Source organism: Streptomyces sp. NPDC006610 (genome assembly GCF_040611575.1).
Lineage (GTDB): Bacteria > Actinomycetota > Actinomycetes > Streptomycetales > Streptomycetaceae > Streptomyces.
The window spans coordinates 83,787-101,070 of sequence record NZ_JBEXOP010000008.1; the positions used below are offsets into that span (position 1 = coordinate 83,787).

Annotated in this window: 16 protein-coding genes; 8 read left to right on the forward strand and 8 right to left on the reverse strand. The window is 71.5% G+C overall.

Going from position 1 to position 17,284, the window contains the following annotated elements; all coding sequences use genetic code 11:
- Positions 1-41: 41 nt before the first annotated feature.
- Together ABZY13_RS08970 and ABZY13_RS08975 are read left to right on the forward strand one after the other, a co-directional pair.
- Positions 42-1,775 (forward strand): PQQ-binding-like beta-propeller repeat protein, encoded by a 1,734-nt coding sequence (locus tag ABZY13_RS08970; RefSeq protein WP_356628288.1) that lies wholly within the window; start codon positions 42-44, stop codon positions 1,773-1,775.
- Positions 1,776-2,009: 234 nt separating this feature from the next.
- A complete protein-coding gene (locus ABZY13_RS08975; protein ID WP_356628290.1) occupies positions 2,010-2,798 on the forward strand; it encodes a LuxR C-terminal-related transcriptional regulator in 789 nt (262 codons plus the stop codon).
- 32 nt (positions 2,799-2,830) lie between these two features.
- On the opposite strand, the gene ABZY13_RS08980 is transcribed toward ABZY13_RS08975, so the two are convergent.
- A complete protein-coding gene (locus ABZY13_RS08980; protein WP_356628292.1) occupies positions 2,831-3,151 on the reverse strand; it encodes a hypothetical protein in 321 nt (106 codons plus the stop codon).
- Between the two features lie 33 nt (positions 3,152-3,184).
- Entirely contained in the window at positions 3,185-4,864 is a 1,680-nt protein-coding gene (locus ABZY13_RS08985) for a sodium:solute symporter family protein (protein WP_356628517.1), read from the reverse strand.
- A gap of 225 nt (positions 4,865-5,089) precedes the next feature.
- Here ABZY13_RS08985 and galT point away from each other — a divergent pair, with 225 nt between their 5' ends.
- From galT to galK, 3 genes are read left to right on the forward strand one after another with little or no spacing between them, the layout of a single operon-like run.
- Complete coding sequence (gene galT / locus ABZY13_RS08990; RefSeq protein WP_356628294.1) at positions 5,090-6,175, forward strand: galactose-1-phosphate uridylyltransferase; 1,086 nt, start codon at positions 5,090-5,092, stop codon at positions 6,173-6,175.
- Positions 6,172-7,140 (forward strand): UDP-glucose 4-epimerase GalE, encoded by a 969-nt coding sequence (gene galE / locus ABZY13_RS08995; RefSeq protein ID WP_356628296.1) that lies wholly within the window; start codon positions 6,172-6,174, stop codon positions 7,138-7,140. Before galT ends, galE begins: the two co-directional genes overlap by 4 nt.
- On the forward strand, positions 7,140-8,300 hold the full coding sequence (gene galK / locus ABZY13_RS09000; RefSeq protein WP_356628298.1) for a galactokinase: 1,161 nt from the start codon (positions 7,140-7,142) through the stop codon (positions 8,298-8,300). The genes galE and galK overlap by 1 nt, the downstream gene beginning before the upstream one ends.
- 44 nt (positions 8,301-8,344) lie before the next feature.
- Here the strand turns inward: galK and ABZY13_RS09005 are convergent, their stop codons facing one another.
- Positions 8,345-8,800, reverse strand: coding sequence for a GNAT family N-acetyltransferase (locus ABZY13_RS09005; protein WP_356628300.1), 456 nt, complete (start codon positions 8,798-8,800; stop codon positions 8,345-8,347).
- A gap of 250 nt (positions 8,801-9,050) precedes the next feature.
- Between ABZY13_RS09005 and ABZY13_RS09010 the strand changes: the two genes are divergently transcribed.
- Positions 9,051-9,824, forward strand: coding sequence for a response regulator transcription factor (locus ABZY13_RS09010; protein ID WP_356628302.1), 774 nt, complete (start codon positions 9,051-9,053; stop codon positions 9,822-9,824).
- Here the strand turns inward: ABZY13_RS09010 and tamR are convergent.
- Positions 9,783-10,280: a MarR family transcriptional regulator TamR gene (tamR, locus tag ABZY13_RS09015; RefSeq protein ID WP_356628304.1), complete on the reverse strand. Its 498-nt coding sequence runs from the start codon at positions 10,278-10,280 to the stop codon at positions 9,783-9,785. The genes ABZY13_RS09010 and tamR overlap by 42 nt on opposite strands.
- Before the next feature lie 73 nt (positions 10,281-10,353).
- On the opposite strand from tamR, the gene ABZY13_RS09020 reads away from it, so the two are divergent.
- A complete protein-coding gene (locus ABZY13_RS09020) occupies positions 10,354-11,142 on the forward strand; it encodes a trans-aconitate 2-methyltransferase (RefSeq protein ID WP_356628306.1) in 789 nt (262 codons plus the stop codon).
- A gap of 122 nt (positions 11,143-11,264) precedes the next feature.
- Here ABZY13_RS09020 and ABZY13_RS09025 read toward each other — a convergent pair whose 3' ends face one another.
- Together ABZY13_RS09025 and ABZY13_RS09030 are read right to left on the reverse strand one after the other, a co-directional pair.
- Positions 11,265-11,942, reverse strand: a complete 678-nt coding sequence (locus ABZY13_RS09025; RefSeq protein ID WP_356628308.1) for a TetR/AcrR family transcriptional regulator — start codon at positions 11,940-11,942, stop codon at positions 11,265-11,267.
- On the reverse strand, positions 11,939-12,955 hold the full coding sequence (locus ABZY13_RS09030) for a fatty acid desaturase (RefSeq protein ID WP_356628310.1): 1,017 nt from the start codon (positions 12,953-12,955) through the stop codon (positions 11,939-11,941). Before ABZY13_RS09030 ends, ABZY13_RS09025 begins: the two co-directional genes overlap by 4 nt.
- Positions 12,956-13,268: 313 nt before the next feature.
- On the opposite strand from ABZY13_RS09030, the gene ppc reads away from it, so the two are divergent.
- The gene (gene ppc / locus ABZY13_RS09035) at positions 13,269-16,013 is read left to right on the forward strand and encodes a phosphoenolpyruvate carboxylase (protein ID WP_356628312.1); all 2,745 of its coding nucleotides are present in this window, start codon (positions 13,269-13,271) and stop codon (positions 16,011-16,013) included.
- 119 nt (positions 16,014-16,132) lie between these two features.
- On the opposite strand, the gene ABZY13_RS09040 is transcribed toward ppc, so the two are convergent.
- The gene (locus ABZY13_RS09040; RefSeq protein ID WP_356628314.1) at positions 16,133-16,621 is read right to left on the reverse strand and encodes a hypothetical protein; all 489 of its coding nucleotides are present in this window, start codon (positions 16,619-16,621) and stop codon (positions 16,133-16,135) included.
- Between the two features lie 46 nt (positions 16,622-16,667).
- Positions 16,668-17,270: an aminoacyl-tRNA hydrolase gene (pth, locus tag ABZY13_RS09045; RefSeq protein ID WP_356628316.1), complete on the reverse strand. Its 603-nt coding sequence runs from the start codon at positions 17,268-17,270 to the stop codon at positions 16,668-16,670.
- Positions 17,271-17,284 lie beyond the last annotated feature (14 nt).

Below are 17,284 nucleotides of genomic sequence, written 5' to 3' on the forward strand. Positions count from 1 at the left end.
GCCACCCCTCCGGCTCCCGTCCCACGAGGTAACCCACCGTCATGACCCAGCCGCCGCCCCCGCCGAACCAGCCCCCCAGCCAGCCCCAGGGCCCCGGCTACGGCTACCCGCACACCCCGCAGCCCGCGCAGCAGCCCGCCCAGCCGCCCCAGCCCGGCTACGGCTACCCGGCGCAGCCGCCGGGCGCCCCGACCCCCGCCCCCGGCCACAACCCGTACGCCCAGCAGCCCCCCGCCGCGCCCAACCCCTACGGGCAGCAGTCCGGCTACGGCTACCCGCAGCCCCCGACCACGCCGATGGCGCCGTATCCGGGCGCACCCGGCGGCAAGCGGAAGATCAACGCGCAGGTCGCCATCATCGTCGCCGCCGTCGTCGCCATCGCCCTGATCATCGGCGGCGGCGTGTGGTACTCCTCCGGCAAGGACGACGGCAAGGACGACGTCGCCGCGAGCAGCGGCGGCGCCACCGGCGGCGGCGAGGACAAGGGCGGCGAGGGCGGCACGTCCACGACGGGCGACGAGAAGGTCCCCGCCGACGTCAAGTCCCGGGTGCTGTTCCAGGTCCCGCAGCCCGAGGTGGAGAAGGGCGAGTCGGTCGTCGTCGAGGGCTCCTGGCTCACCGACACGGTGTACGCCAAGAGCGGCATCGCCGAGATCGTCGGCTACGACCCCGACTCGGGCGCCAAGAAGTGGACGATCGACCTGCCGGGCCCGGTCTGCCAGACCACGCCGCACATCACCGAGGACAACAGGACGGCGATCATCCACCAGCCGAAGATGCCGGCCAAGGACGGCTTCGAGGGCTGCAGCGAGATCGCGGCGATCGACCTGGACGCCGGCAAGAAGCTGTGGACCAAGACGGCCGCCGCCGGCGACGACACCATCAGCTTCGACAACGTCACCGTCGGCGCGACCACGGTCGCCGTGGGCAGCCACGACGGCGGGGCCGCGTTCGACATCGCCACCGGCAAGGCGCTGTGGACGCCGAAGGTCGGCGACACCTGCCACGACGCCGGCTACGGCGGCGGCCCCAAGCTGGTCGCGGTCCGCAAGTGCGGCTCGTACGGCGCCTACCAGCTCAACATCCAGACCCTGGACCACAAGACGGGCAAGGTCGTCTCCGAGTACAAGATGACCGAGGGCATCGACTACGCCAGCGTCGTGTCGACCGACCCGCTGGTCGTCGCCGCAGACGTCGGCGACTCCGCCGGCGACGGCAGCGGCATCTCCGACTTCTTCTCCATCGACAACAAGACCGGGCAGCTGCGCGCCCGCATCTCCGCGCCGGGCGAGGAGTACGCCGCCGAGTGCGACGGCATCACCCGGATCGAGAACTGCTCCGGCGTCGTCGTCGGCAACGACCGGCTGTACCTGCCGACCGAGGAGCACGACGGCAGCGCCGACCTGAAGAAGACCAACGAGATCATCGCGTTCGACCTGGCCCGCGGCAAGCAGACCGGCCAGCGTCTGGTCGCGGGCGACGGCTACACGCTCACCCCGCTGCGGATGGACGGCGGCAACGTGATCGCGTACAAGCGTCCCCCCTACGACGAGGGCGGGCAGGTCCTCAGCATCGACGGCGGCAGCTTCAAGGCCGTCAAGCTGATGCAGAACCCGGACACCGAGGCGGTGCGCGACGTGGAGATGAGCATGCTCCCCGACACGGCCGAGCTGCGCTTCCGCAACGGACGCCTGTTCATGTCCGAGGTGTACGCCAGCAACTACGGCACCGGTGAGAAGCGGTACCTGGCGATCGGCTTCGGCACCAAGGGCTGACCGTCCTCGCGCCGTCGACCGCGGCCCCGCACCCCGCACGACCGGGGGTGCGGGGCCGCGCGCGTGGTGCGCGGCGGGCGCGCGCGGAGCGAAAGACCGCGGTTCAGGGCAGATCTCATGAGTAGGGGCAGCGCGACGCCCGACTTGCGTGTAGCTTCCGGGGGCATGACGAGCGGGGGGCGGCCCGGACCTGGGGAGCGTCCGGCGCGCCCGCCGGGGGGACTGGGGGGTTCGATGGGAGTGCGGCTCATGGTGGTCGACGACCACCGGCTGCTCGCCGAGGCGCTGGCCTCGGCGCTGAAACTGCGCGGCCACCGGGTGCTGGCCGCGGCGGCGCCGGCGGCGGGGGCGGCCGAGCTGGTGATCGCCCGGGCGCCCGAGGTGTGCCTGCTGGGTACGGCCGCGCCCGCCGACCCGGGGGCGTTCGACCCGGTGGTGCGGATCAAGCGGGAGCGTCCGCAGGTGGCGGTGGTGGTGCTGGGGCCGGTGCCGAGCCCGTGGGGGATCGCGGCGGCGTTCGCGGCGGGGGCGTCCGGCTATGTGCGGCACGACGAGCGCATCGAGGGCGTCGAGCGGGCGATCGTGAAGGCGCGGGCGGGGGAGGTGGCCGTCGCGCCGCAGCTGCTGCAGGGGGCGTTCGCGGAGCTGCTGAACCCTGCGGCCCAGCCCGACGACGAGGGCCGGCGCCTGCTCCAGATGCTCACCCCGCGCGAGGTCGAGGTCCTGGTCAGGGTCGCCGACGGCGAGGACACCCGGCTGATCGCGGCCGGCATGGGCATTGCCCCCTCCACCGCCCGCACCCACGTCCAGCGCGTCCTGATGAAGCTCGGCGTCGGCTCCCGCCTGGAGGCCGCGGCCCTGGCGGCCCGCACGGGCCTTCTGGACCGGGCGGGCTCACTGCCCCGGCAGGACCGACAAGACCGGCAGGACCGGCAGGACCGGCAGGACCCGCAGGGGCGGCAGGACGGTCGGCCGCCGGGACCGGGGCTCGGACCGCGAGCGGCCCCGGGGCCGGAGTCGTAGCGGCTCGCGGCCCCGGTGGCGCCGGGCGTGGATCACTCCGGGCGGCGGTCGTCCGGTACGGCGTCCGGCGGGGGCGGGGCGATCGGGCGCAGCTTGAGCCAGATCAGGAAGAACAGGCCCAGCAGCAGCATGCCCAGGCCGGTCCACAGGTTGATGTTGACGCCCTCGGCCTTGTCGATGGCCGCGTCGTCGTCGGTGAGGCCGGCGATCGTGACGATGACGCCGTAGAGCACGAACAGGCCGCCGATGATGCGCCGGATGTCGAACAGGTGGGCGGCCGTGGCGGACTTGCCCTCCAGCTCGGTGACTTCCCGCTGGACGTCCTTCTCGGAGTAGCCGTACTCGTGTGACATGTCAGTCCATCCTCCCAGTCGTGGTGCCGTCCGTCAGAACGAGAACGGGATGTAGCAGGCGGCGGCGAGGATCACGGCGCCCCAGCCCAGCAGGGCCGGCTTGCGGTACCAGGCGTCGTCGCCGGCGGCGGGCGGCTCGGCCATGCCGGGGGAGACGGTGCCGTAGACCAGGCCCTGGAGTTCCTCGGCGGGCTTGGGCTTGGTGAACAGGGACACGGCGACCATGACGACCGCGCCCGCGACGAACCCGGCGATGGCGGAGACGAAGTTGGCGCCCTGGTCGGAGGGGATGTCGACGATGTCCTGCTTGTAGAGGACGAAGTAGTTGACCATCGCCGCGGTGGTGCCGGCGATCAGCCCCCAGAAACCGGACTTCATCGAGGCCCGCTTCCAGAACATGCCGATGATGAAGACCACGAACATCGGCACGTTGAAGAAGGAGAACAGCGTCTGCAGGTAGCTCATGATGTTGGAGAACGACGACGCCAGGAACGCCGTGCCGATCGACGCCATGACGCCGATCGCGGTGATCAGCCGCCCGAACCGCACGTAGTAGGCGTCCTCGCGGCCCCGGACCACGTACTTCGCCCAGATGTCGGTGGTGAACACGGTGTTGAACGACGACACGTTGGCCGCCATGCCCGCCATGAACGCGGCCAGCAGACCGGTCACCGCGATGCCGAGCACGCCGTTGGGCAGCAGCTGCTCCATCAGATAGGGGATGGCGTCGTTGTACTGCAGGTCGGACTCGGGGGTGCCGATCTTCGGCACGAGCACGGCGGCGACCAGACCGGGGATCATCACCAGGAAGACGATGAAGATCTTGGGGAAGGCGGCGATGAGCGGGGTGCGCTGCGCGGCGGAGAGGTTCTTGGCGGACAGCGCGCGCTGCACCTCGGCGAAGTTGGTGGTCCAGTAGCCGAAGGACAGGACGAAGCCGAGGCCGAGGACGATGGTGAGCCAGTTGGCGCCGAGCGGGTTGTCGCTGCCGATGCCCGTGCCGCCCCAGGAGGTCATGAAGTCGCCGCCGCGTGACTCGGTGAGCGAGTCGGACAGGCCGTCCCAGCCGCCGACGCTCTTGAGGCCGAGCACGGTGATCGGGATGAGCGCGGCGAGGATCACGAAGAACTGGAGCACCTCGTTGTAGATCGCCGAGGACAGTCCGCCCAGGGTGATGTAGGCGAGGACGAAGAAGCCGGCGACCACGATCGCCACCCACTCGGGCCAGCCGAGCAGCGCCTCGACCACGATCGCCAGGGCGTAGAGGTTGACGCCGGCGATCAGGATGGCGGCGAAGGCGAACAGGACCGAACTGAGCAGGTGCGCCGCCTTGTCGAAGCGCAGCAGCAGGAACTCGGGGACCGAGCGGACCTTGGAGCCGTAGTAGAAGGGCATCATCACCAGGCCGAGGAAGACCATGGCCGGGATGGCGCCGATCCAGTACCAGTGGGTGGTGTAGACGCCGTACTGGGCGCTGTTGGCGGCCATGCCGAGGATCTCGGTGGCGCCGAGGTTGGCCGCGATGAACGCGAGGCCGGTGACCCAGGCGGGCAGGGAGCGTCCGGAGAGGAAGAAGTCGAGGCTGGTCTTGACCGACCGGCGGGCGGCGAAGCCGATGCCGAGGACGACCACGAAGTAGATGCCGAGGATCGTGTAGTCGAGCCAGTTGGTGGGAAGCCGCAGCTCGGCTGCCAGGTATGTGGGGGTTTCCAGGGTTTCCATACGCACTCGCTTCGTTGCGGGAACTGAGCCGGAACTGATTCCTGAACTGATCCGTGGCGGAACCTATGCCTCTGTGTTCGCCAATTGAACACGCCCCGTGTCGAACTTTGATTGATTGTGATGTTGCCAGTGGTGTGGTGAGTTGTGTTTTGGTATGTTGAGTTCTGTTGAATGTTCTGTTCGATGGCAGGTGGTACTGCGAATGGGGACCCCGCGGTGAAGAAGACCTCGACCCGGCTGGCCGACGGTCGCGAGCTGATCTACTACGACCTGCGCGACGACACCGTGCGCGACGCGGCCGACCGCCGCCCGCTGGAGCGGACCGTCACCACCTCCCAGGTCCGGCGCGACCCGCTGCTCGGCGACTCGGTCGCCGTCGCCTCGCACCGCCAGGGCCGCACCTACCACCCGCCCGCCGACGAGTGCCCCCTGTGTCCCACGCAGGGCGAGCGGCTGAGCGAGATCCCGGACTCGTCGTACGACGTGGTCGTCTTCGAGAACCGCTTCCCCTCGCTGGCCGGCGACTCCGGCCGCTGCGAGGTCGTCTGCTTCACCTCCGACCACGACGCCTCCTTCGCCGACCTCACCGAGGACCGGGCGCGGCTCGTGCTGGAGGCGTGGACCGACCGCACGGCGGAGCTGTCCCAGCTGTCCTCCGTCGAGCAGGTGTTCTGCTTCGAGAACCGCGGCGCCGAGATCGGCGTGACCCTCGGCCATCCCCACGGGCAGATCTACGCCTACCCCTTCACCACCCCGCGCACCGCGCTGATGCTGCGCTCCGTCGCCGCCCACAAGGAGGCCACCGGCGGGGAGAACCTCTTCGACGCCGTGCTGCAGCGGGAACTGGCAGACGAGCGGGTCGTCCTGGAGACGGATCACTGGGTGGCCTTCGTCCCCTACGCCGCGCACTGGCCCTACGAGGTCCACCTCTACCCGCGCCGCCGCGTCCCCGACCTGCTCGGCCTGGACGAGGCGGCGCGCTCGGAATTCCCCCGGGTCTATCTGGAACTTCTGAGGCGCTTCGACCGGATCTTCGACGGGCGGGGTGGAGGGAGAGAAGGGGCGGGAGAGCCCCCGACGCCGTACATCGCCGCCTGGCACCAGGCGCCGTTCGGCGCGCTGGAGGAGTTCGACGGCGTCACCCGTGACGACTTCGCGCTCCACCTGGAGCTTTTCACCATCCGCCGCACTTCCGGCAAGCTGAAGTTCCTCGCGGGCTCCGAGTCCGGCATGAACGTCTTCATCAACGACGTGCCGCCGGAGCACGCGGCCGAGCGACTGCGAGAGGTAGCGAGTTCATGAGCGGTAAGTACCTGGTCACCGGCGGCGCCGGCTACGTCGGGTCGGTCGTCGCCCAGCACCTGCTGGAGGCCGGCCACGAGGTGACCGTCCTCGACAACCTCTCCACCGGCTTCCGCGAGGGCGTCCCCTCCGGCGCCGCCTTCGTCGAGGGCGACATCCGCGACGCCGCCAAATGGCTGGACTCCTCCTACGACGCCGTCCTGCACTTCGCCGCCTCCTCCCAGGTCGGCGAGTCGGTCGTGCGGCCCGAGAAGTACTGGGACAACAACGTCGGCGGCACCATGGCCCTGCTCACCGCCATGCGCGAGGCGGGCGTGCGCCGGCTGGTGTTCTCCTCCACGGCCGCCACCTACGGCGAACCCGAGCAGATCCCCATCGTGGAGAGCGCGCCCACGCAGCCCACCAACCCCTACGGCGCGACCAAACTCGCCGTCGACCACATGATCGCCGGCGAGGCCGCGGCCCACGGCCTGGCCGCCGTGTCGCTGCGCTACTTCAACGTGGCCGGCGCCTACGGCGACTTCGGCGAGCGCCACGACCCCGAGTCGCACCTCATCCCGCTGGTCCTCCAGGTCGCCCAGGGCCGCCGCGACGCCATCTCCGTCTACGGCGACGACTACCCGACCCCCGACGGCACCTGCGTCCGCGACTACATCCACGTCGCCGACCTCGCCGAGGCCCACCTCCTGGCGCTGACGGCCGCCGCCCCGGGCGAGCACCTGATCTGCAACCTCGGCAACGGCGCGGGCTTCTCCGTCCGCGAGGTCGTCGACACCGTCCGCAAGGTCACCGGCCACCCCGTCCCCGAGGTGACCGCGCCCCGCCGCGGCGGCGACCCGGCGGTCCTGGTCGCCTCGGCCGCCACCGCCCGCGAGCGGCTCGGCTGGAACCCGTCCCGTGCGGACCTCACGGGAATCGTCGCGGACGCGTGGGAGTTCGCCCAGAAGATCGCAAGGGAGCAGTAGTGGCGGCACAGCAGGTGCGGGACGCCTTCGTCGAGCTGTACGGGACCGAGCCCGAGGGCCTCTGGGCGGCGCCCGGCCGGGTCAACCTGATCGGCGAGCACACCGACTACAACGACGGCTTCGTGATGCCCTTCGCGCTGCCGCACACCGCCGTCGCCGCCGTCGCCCGCCGCACCGACGGCGTCCTGCGGCTGCACTCGGCCGACGTCGAGGGCGGCGTCGTGGAGCTGCGCGTCGAGGACCTGACGCCGGAGACCGATCGCGGCTGGACGGCGTACCCGGCGGGCGTGGTGTGGGCGCTGCGCGAGGCCGGCCACCCGGTCACCGGCGCCGACGTCCACCTCGCCTCCACCGTCCCGGCCGGCGCCGGCCTCTCCTCGTCGGCGGCCCTGGAGGTCGTCGTCGCCCTCGCGCTGAACGACCTGTACGCACTCGGCCTCAAGGGCTGGCAGCTGGCCCGGCTGTGCCAGCGCGCCGAGAACGTCTACGTCGGGGCGCCCGTCGGCATCATGGACCAGACCGCCTCCGCGTGCTGCACCGAGGGGCACGCCCTGTTCCTCGACACCCGCCACCTCTCCCAGAAGCAGATCCCCTTCGACCTCGCCGCCGAGGGCATGCGCCTGCTCGTGGTCGACACCCAGGTCAAGCACGAGCACAGCACCGGCGAGTACGGCAAGCGCCGCGCCGGCTGCGAGAAGGGCGCGGCCCTCCTCGGCGTCGACGCCCTGCGGGACATCCCCCACGGCGAACTGGACGCGGCGCTGGAGCGGCTCGGCGACGAGGAGGAGGTACGGCGGCTGGTGCGGCACGTCGTCACCGAGGACGCCCGCGTCGAACGCGTCGTCGCCCTGCTGGAGTCGGGCGAGACCCGCGCCATCGGGCCGGTGCTGACCGAGGGGCACGCCTCGCTGCGGGACGACTTCCGCATCTCCTGCCCGGAGTTGGACCTGGTCGTGGACACCGCGCTCGGCGCCGGGGCGCTCGGCGCGCGGATGACGGGCGGCGGCTTCGGCGGGTCGGCGATCGTGCTGGCCGAGGCCGGGGACGTCGAGGCGATCACCAAGGCGGTCGAAGAGGCCTTCGCCGCGGCCGGGTTCACCGCCCCGCGGGTGTTCGAGGCGGTCCCGGCGGCGGGCGCGCGCCGCCTCGGTCCCGGCTGAGTCGGCTGCCCCGGCGGGCGGCGCGTGCCGCCCGCGCCCAGGACTCAGCCCAACCGCTTCGTCAGTGTGAACTCCGTGATCCCCGGCGGATAGCCGGGGATCACGCACACCACGTCGTATCCGTGCTTCCGGTAGAAGTCCGGCGCCTGGAAGTCCCACGTCTCCACGCGCGCCGCCGCGCACTCCCGCTCCTCGCGGGCCACCCGCTCCGCCTCGTTCAGCAGCCGCGAGCCCAGTCCGCCGCCGCGGTGCCGTTCGTCCACCCACAGATAGGTGACGTGCAGCCACGTCGCCCAGGTGTGCCCGACGAGTCCCCCGGCGAGTTCGCCGTCCGCGTCCAACCCCCAGACGTGCAACGGCACTTCCCGCTCGGCCGGCGTCCCGCGCAGGGCGGCCAGCACCGGCGAGGCGGCCGTGTTGCTGTCCCGGAGCCGGGCGCGCAGCAGATCGCGCCGGGCCTTGTCGACTTCTGTCTCAAGACGAAACATGCGGCACACCATAAACGCGCCCGGTGACCAGTTCCGAAAAGGGCCTTCCCCTCCCGGCTCCCGTCCGTACTCTGAGGGCAACGCCGGTGGGGGCCGGCGTTCGTTTCAGGGGTGCGAGGCGAAGTCGGGTTCGGCGCCCGTCGAGGGGGGTAGCAGTGTCTGCACGGCGGCGGCCGTGCGGCTGCCGCGTCCCCGGGCGTCGTACCCGCGTCGTCTCTCTTTCTCCGGGTTCTTCCGGGTTCTCCGGATCAGTGGGGGTTTCGTGGTTCGCATCCGAGTGCTGGTCGTGGACGATCACCGCATCTTCGCCGAGTCGCTGGCCGCGGCGCTCGCCGCCGAGCCCGACGTGGAGGTCTCCGCCGCGGGCAGCGGCCCCGCCGCGCTGCGCTGTCTCGACCGCGCAGCCGCGGAGGGCCGCCGCTACGACGTGCTGCTCGTCGACGCCGACCTGGGCGGCCTGCCCGGCGCGCGCGGCGCCCTGCCGGTGCAGTGCGTCCCGGACGGCGGCGCGGACGGCGTGGTGGACGGCATCTCGCTGGTCGCGGGCGTGCGCACGGCACAGCCCGGCGTGCGCAGCGTCGTCCTCGCTGAGAAGGACGACCCCCGGCGCGCGGCCCTGGCGCTGCAGGCCGGGGCGAGCGGCTGGGTCGCCAAGGACTGCTCCCTGTCCCGGCTGCTGACGGTCGTCCGCGGCGTCCTGCGCGACGAGACGCACCTGCCGCCCGCCCTGCTGACCGGGGTGCTGCGCGAGCTGACCGCGGCCCGCAAGCACCGCACCGACAGCGAACGCCTGGTGGAGTCGCTGACGCCGCGCGAGCGGGAGGTGCTGCGCTGCATGGTGGCGGGGCTGGGCCGCAAGGCGGTGGCGGAACGGCTGTACCTCTCCCCGCACACGGTCCGCACCCACATGCAGAACGTCCTCGGCAAGCTCGGCGTCCACTCCACGCTCGCGGCCGTCGCCCTCGCCCGGCGGGCCGGAGTGGGCCCCGCCGACCTAACCCGGGATGTTGTCGAACGGGGCGGTCAGCTGGCGTAGCAGGGCCGCCAGCTCGCCGCGCTGGGCCCGGGACAGCTCGGCGAGGATGGCGCGCTCCTGCTCCAGCAGCCCCGCGAGCGCCTGGTCGGCGCGGTCGCGGCCCTCGGGCGTCAGCCGGACCAGCACGCCGCGGCGGTCGCTGGGGTCGGGCAGCCGCTCGACCAGGCCCTTCTTGGCGAGCCGGTCGATACGGTTCGTCATCGTCCCCGACGTCACCAGGGTCTGCGTCAGCAGCTGCCCCGGCGAGAGCTGGTACGGCGTCCCGGCGCGGCGCAGCGCCGTCAGCACGTCGAACTCCCACGGCTCCAGCTGATGCTCGGAGAAGGCCAGACGGCGCGCCCGGTCCAGGTGCCGGGCCAGCCTGCTCACGCGGCTGAGGACCTCGAGCGGTTCCACGTCGAGGTCCGGGCGCTCCCGGCGCCACGCCGCGACCAGCCGGTCGACCTCGTCCTCCATGACGATCAGTGTAGTGGTTGTGTCGACGTGAAGTCTCTTGACATCAAGATACCCGGGTGTTCAAGCTGATGACATGCCCGCAACCGCCTGGGACCCGTCCCAGTACCTGCGCCATGCCGGCCACCGCGCCCGCCCCTTCGCCGACCTCCTCGCCCGCGTCCCGGACCTCCCCTCCGACGCGCCCCGCGTCGCCGACCTCGGCTGCGGCCCGGGCAACGCCACCGCACTGCTCGCCGCCCGCTGGCCCACGGCCCACGTCACCGGCTACGACAACTCGCCCGACATGCTCGCCAGGGCCGTCGCGGACCACGCCGGCGACCGGCTGGACTTCGCCCACGCCGACGTGCGCACCTGGACCCCGGACGCGCCGCACGACCTGATCATCAGCAACGCCACGCTCCAGTGGGCGCCGGGCCACGCCGACCGCTTCGCCGACTGGATCACGGCGCTGCGCCCCGGCGGCACGTTCGCCTTCCAGGTCCCCGGCAACTTCGACGCCCCCAGCCACCGCCTCCTGCGCGAGAGAGCCGCCTCCGCCCGCTGGCGGACCCGCCTGACCGGCGCCCTCGACCACGACGACGCGGTCCTCACCCGCGAGGCATACCTCGCCCGCCTCACCCGCCTGGGCTGCGCGACGGACGTCTGGGAGACGACGTACGTCCACCTCCTCCAGGGCGACGACCCGGTCCTCGACTGGGTCAAGGGCACGGCCCTGCGCCCCGTCCTCACGGCACTGGGCGAGGACGCGGCCGACTTCCTCACGGAGTACGGCGCCCTCCTGCGCGAGGCCTACCCACGGGGCCCGCACGGCACGGTGTTCCCGTTCCGCCGGGTTTTCGCGGTGGCGGTGAAGGCGGCGTGACCGCTACCGGCTTCCTGAACGCGTCCAGAGCGGAGTCCGTGTCCACGTCGAACGGGCGCTCGCCACGAGCCTGCCGTGGTGGATGCCCGTGAGGGTGCACCTTCGCGGCCCCGGCCCGGCGGTCAGCTCTTCCGGTGCCCGATCAGCCGCGGCTTCTGCTCCAGCCCGTCCAGACCGTGCCACGCCAGATTCACCAGATGCGCCGCCACCTCCGCCTTCTTCGGGCGGCGGACCTCCAGCCACCACTGCCCCGTCAGGGCGACCATGCCCACCAGGGCCTGCGCGTACAGCGGGGCCAGCTTCGGGTCGAAGCCGCGGCTCTTGAACTCGCGCCCCAGGATGTCCTCCACCTGGGTGGCGATGTCCGAGATCAGCGACGCGAACGAGCCCGTCGACGTCGGGATGGGGGAGTCGCGGACGAGGATGCGGAAACCGTCCGTGTACTCCTCGATGTAGTCCAGCAGGGCGAACGCCGCCTGCTCGCACAGCTCACGCGGGTGACCCGCGGTGAGGGAGCTGGTCACCATGTCCAGCAGGCGCCGCATCTCGCGGTCCACCACGACCGCGTACAGCCCCTCCTTGCCGCCGAAGTGCTCGTACACCACCGGCTTGGAGACCCCGGCCTTCGCCGCGATCTCCTCCACCGACGTGCCCTCGAAGCCCTTCGCCGCGAACAGGGTGCGACCGATCTCCAGCAGCTGCTGGCGCCGCTCCGCTCCGGTCATCCGGGTTCGGCGCGCACGCCTCGGCCTGTCGTTGCTCGGGGTGCTGCTGGAGTCGGTCGCCACGGCGTCAATCATGCCGCCTCGGCCGCCGCCCTCCCCTGCCGGGAGCCGCCTTCCCCGCCGCTACGGCGCGAATCGATACGCGAGCGTGACGGCCAGCGCACGTCGTACGCCCACCCGAGCTGCTCGAACCAGCGGATCAGCCGCGCCGAGGAGTCCAGCTGGCCCCGCTCCACCCCGTGCCGCGCGGACGTCGGGTCGGCGTGGTGCAGGTTGTGCCAGGACTCGCCGCAGGACAGGATCGCCAGCCACCACACGTTGCCCGAGCGGTCCCGCGACTTGAACGGCCGCTTGCCCACCGCGTGGCAGATCGAGTTGATCGACCAGGTCACGTGGTGCAGCAGCGCCACCCGCACGAGCGAGCCCCAGAAGAAGCCGGTGAACGCGCCCCACCACGACATCGTCACCAGACCGCCGATCACCGCCGGCAGGGCGAGGGACACCGCCGTCCACAGGATGAACTGGCGGGAGATGGCCCGCAGCGTGCGGTCCTTGATCAGGTCGGGCGCGTACTTGTCCTGCGGGGTGCGCTCCTCATCGAACATCCATCCGATGTGCGCCCACCACAGCCCCTTCATCAGGGCCGGCACCGTCTCGCCGTACCGCCACGGCGAGTGCGGGTCGCCCTCCGCGTCGGAGAACTTGTGATGCCTGCGGTGATCGGCCACCCACCGCACCAGCGGCCCCTCCACCGCCATCGACCCGGCGATCGCCAGCGCGATCTTCAGGGGTCGCTTGGCCTTGAAGGAACTGTGGGTGAAGTGCCGGTGGAAACCGATCGTGATGCCGTGGCAGCCGAGGAAGTAGAAGAACACCAGCAGACCGAGGTCCAGCCAGCTCACTCCCCATCCCCAGGCCAGCGGCACGGCCGCGATCAGGGCGAGAAACGGAACGACGATGAACAGCAGAAGCGCGAGCTGCTCCACCGAACCCTTCCGGTCGCCGCCCAGCGTCGCGGGCGGCGGGGTGTCGGTGGATTGCGGGCCCGCCTTCGGGGCGTCGGCGATCACATCGGAACTCATGGTCATGGGCGTCCCCTGGGGGGTCGTGGGTTGAGAAAGACGTCGCGGGCCCCGGAACGGGAGCAGGCTCGGGCGGGACCTCCCTACGGTTCCGTAACCTACGGCGTCGTAAGTATGTCAGCGTGTCGCCCGGCGGCAAGAGCCCGACCGACTGCGCGTCCCGACCGGCACCTATCCTTGGAGTCGGTCGGACAGCGCGGTCCGCTCTGATTACTTCCACGGAACACCGGCCCGTATGCGGCAGCCGCCGCGCGACGGACACCGGGTTCCCACCCACACGAGCTTCAGACGAGCTTCAACACTGCAAGGAGCCGCACCTGTGAGCAGTGCCGACGACCAGACCGAGTCGCGAGTGACCACCAGCAGCGAACTGCGCGCCGACATCCGCCGACTGGGCGATCTCCTCGGAGAGACCCTCGTCCGGCAGGAGGGCCCGGAGCTGCTCGACCTCGTCGAAAAGGTACGCCGACTCACCCGTGAGGACGGCGAGGCCGCCGCGGAGCTGCTGCGCGGCACCGAACTGGAGACCGCGGCCAAGCTGGTCCGCGCCTTCTCCACCTACTTCCACCTGGCCAACGTCACCGAGCAGGTCCACCGCGGCCGCGAACTGCGCGCCCGCCGCGCCGCCGAAGGCGGCCTGCTCACCCGTACGGTAGACCGGCTCAAGGACGCCGACCCCGAACACCTGCGCGAGACGGTCCGCAACCTCAACGTCCGCCCCGTCTTCACCGCACACCCCACCGAGGCCGCCCGCCGCTCGGTCCTCAACAAGCTCCGCCGCATCGCCGCCCTCCTGGACACCCCCGTCCTCATGGAGGCCGACCGGCGCCGCTTCGACACCCGCCTCGCCGAGAACATCGACCTCGTCTGGCAGACCGACGAACTGCGCGTCGTCCGCCCCGAACCCGCCGACGAGGCCCGCAACGCCATCTACTACCTCGACGAACTCCACGCCGGCGCCGTCGGCGACGTCCTCGAGGACCTCACCGCCGAACTCGAGCGCGTCGGCGTCAAGCTCCCCGACGAGACCCGCCCCCTCACCTTCGGCACCTGGATCGGCGGCGACCGCGACGGCAACCCCAACGTCACCCCCCAGGTGACCTGGGACGTCCTCATCCTCCAGCACGAACACGGCATCAACGACGCCCTGGAGATGATCGACGAACTCCGCGGCTTCCTCTCCAACTCCATCCGCTACACCGGCGCCACCGAGGAACTCCGCACCTCCCTCCAGGCCGACCTCGAACGCCTGCCCGAAATCAGCCCCCGCTACAAGCGCCTCAACGCCGAAGAGCCCTACCGGCTCAAGGCCACCTGCATCCGCCAGAAGCTCGAGAACACCAAGACCCGCCTCGCCAAGGGCACCCCCCACGAACCCGGCCGCGACTACCTCGGCACCAGCGAGCTCCTCCAGGACCTCACCCTCATCCAGACCTCGCTGCGCGAACACCGCGGCGCCCTCTTCGCCGACGGCCGGATGAACCGCACCATCCGCACCCTCGCCGCCTTCGGCCTCCAGCTCGCCACCATGGACGTCCGCGAACACGCCGACGCCCACCACCACGCCCTCGGCCAGCTGTTCGACCGACTCGGCGAGGAATCCTGGCGCTACGCCGACATGCCCCGCGAGTACCGCGCCAAGCTCCTCGCCAAGGAACTCCGCTCCCGCAGGCCCCTCGCACCCACGCCCGCGCCCGTCGACGCCGCCGGCGCCAAGACCCTCGGCGTCTTCCAGACCGTCAAGCGGGCCCTGGAGGTCTTCGGACCCGAGGTCATCGAGTCCTACATCATCTCCATGTGCCAGGGCGCCGACGACGTCTTCGCCGCCGTCGTCCTCGCCCGCGAAGCCGGCCTCATCGACCTCCACGCCGGCTGGGCCAAGATCGGCATCGTCCCGCTGCTGGAGACCACCGACGAGCTCAAGGCCGCCGACACCATCCTCGAGGACATGCTCTCCGACCCGTCCTACCGGCGCCTCGTCGCGCTCAGGGGCGACGTCCAGGAGGTCATGCTCGGCTACTCCGACTCCTCCAAGTTCGGCGGCATCACCACCAGCCAGTGGGAGATCCACCGCGCCCAGCGCCGGCTGCGCGACGTCGCCCACCGCTACGGCGTCCGCCTGCGCCTCTTCCACGGCCGCGGCGGCACCGTCGGCCGCGGCGGCGGCCCCACCCACGACGCCATCCTCGCCCAGCCCTGGGGCACCCTCGAAGGCGAGATCAAGGTCACCGAACAGGGCGAGGTCATCTCCGACAAGTACCTCATCCCCTCCCTCGCCCGCGAGAACCTGGAACTGACGGTCGCCGCCACCCTCCAGGCCTCCGCCCTGCACACCGCGCCCCGCCAGTCCCACGAAGCCCTCGCCCGCTGGGACGCCGCGATGGACGTCGTCTCCGACGCCGCCCACGCCGCCTACCGCAGGCTCGTCGAGGACCCGGACCTGCCGACGTACTTCCTCGCCTCGACGCCCGTGGACCAGCTCGCCGACCTGCACCTGGGCTCGCGGCCCGCCCGCCGCCCCGGCTCCGGCGTCTCGCTCGACGGACTGCGCGCCATCCCGTGGGTGTTCGGCTGGACCCAGTCCCGGCAGATCGTCCCCGGCTGGTTCGGCGTCGGCTCCGGCCTCAAGGCACTGCGCGAGGCGGGCCTGGACACCGTGCTGGACGAGATGTACGAGCAGTGGCACTTCTTCCGCAACTTCGTCTCCAACGTCGAGATGACGCTCGCCAAGACCGACCTGCGGATCGCCGGCCACTACGTCGACACCCTCGTCCCCGACGACCTCAAGCACATCTTCGACACCATCAAGGCCGAGCACGAGCTGACCGTGGCCGAAATCCTCCGCGTCACCGGCGAGGACGAACTCCTCGACGCCCAGCCCGTCCTCAAGCAGACGTTCGCCATCCGCGACGCCTACCTCGACCCGATCTCCTACCTCCAGGTCGCCCTCCTCAAGCGCCAGCGCGACGCCGCCGCCGCGGGCACCGACCCCGACCCGCTCCTGTCCCGCGCCCTGCTCCTCACGGTCAACGGCGTGGCAGCCGGCCTGCGCAACACCGGCTGACCCGGCGCACGGACGCGAGAACGCCGGCGCCCCTGCAAAGGGGGCGCCGGCGTTCTCGCGTCCTACGGCATCCCAGCACCGGCCGGACAGGACGGCCGGCGCGCCCGGCCCGCCGTACGTCACACCACCGCGAACGCCGCCGTGACCAGCGCCAGCCCCGCCCCCGCCATCGCCCCCGCCACCCGCGTACGCCCCAGACCCCCGGCCACCACGACCGACGCCAGCAGCAGCGCGCCGCCGAGCGGCACCCACGCGTACAGCACCCCCGCCGGACCGGACCGCACGGCCTCGTCACCGTCCGGCTTCATCACCACGGTGTAGGTCTCGCCCTCGCGCACCGCAGCCGTGTCCTCCAGCACCGCCCGCTCCCGCACCGGCCACCCCCGCGACAGCGGCGCGTACGGGCCCGAACAGGAACCGCCGGCGCACCCGGTCACCTCGACCGTGCCCCGCTCCCGGCCCTTGGTCAGCATCACGTACTGGGCGGACCCCCACGAGGCCCACACCCCGGCGACCAGGATCAGCGCCGCCACGGCGCCCATCGCCGCGAGCCGGCCGAAACGCAGCGCGGTGAACGCGCCCTGACGGGAGACGACGGCAGAAGGCATGGCCGCGATCCTTGGCCATGACCTCGCGTTCCGTCAACCTGGGCGGCTACGAGTTGTACGTCCCCTGCGCCCGCTCCAACCCCTCGATCACCAGGCACTCCACCGCGTCCGCCGCCCGGTCCACGAAGTAGTCCAGCTCCTTGCGCTCCGCCGACGAGAAGTCCTTCAGCACGAAGTCCGCGACCTGCATCCGCCCCGGCGGCCGCCCGATCCCGAACCGCACCCGGTGATAGTCCGAACCCATCGCCTTCGTCATCGACTTCAGCCCGTTGTGACCGTTGTCCCCGCCACCCAGCTTCAGCCGCAACGTCCCGTAGTCGATGTCCAGCTCGTCATGGACCGCCACGATGTTCGCCACCGGCACCTTGTAGAACTCCCGCAGCGCGTTCACCGGACCACCCGACAGGTTCATGAACGACATCGGCTTCGCCAGGATCACCCGCCGGTTCCCCGGCCCCGGCGGACCGATCCGGCCCTCGACGACCTGCGCCTGCGCCTTCCCCGCCCGCTTGAACCGGCCCCCGATCCGCTCCGCGAGCAGATCCGCCACCATGAACCCCACGTTGTGCCGGTTCATGGCGTACTCCGGACCCGGATTGCCCAGCCCCACGATCAGCCACGGGGCACTGGCATCGGTCGTCACCTGCATCTCTCCTTGATACG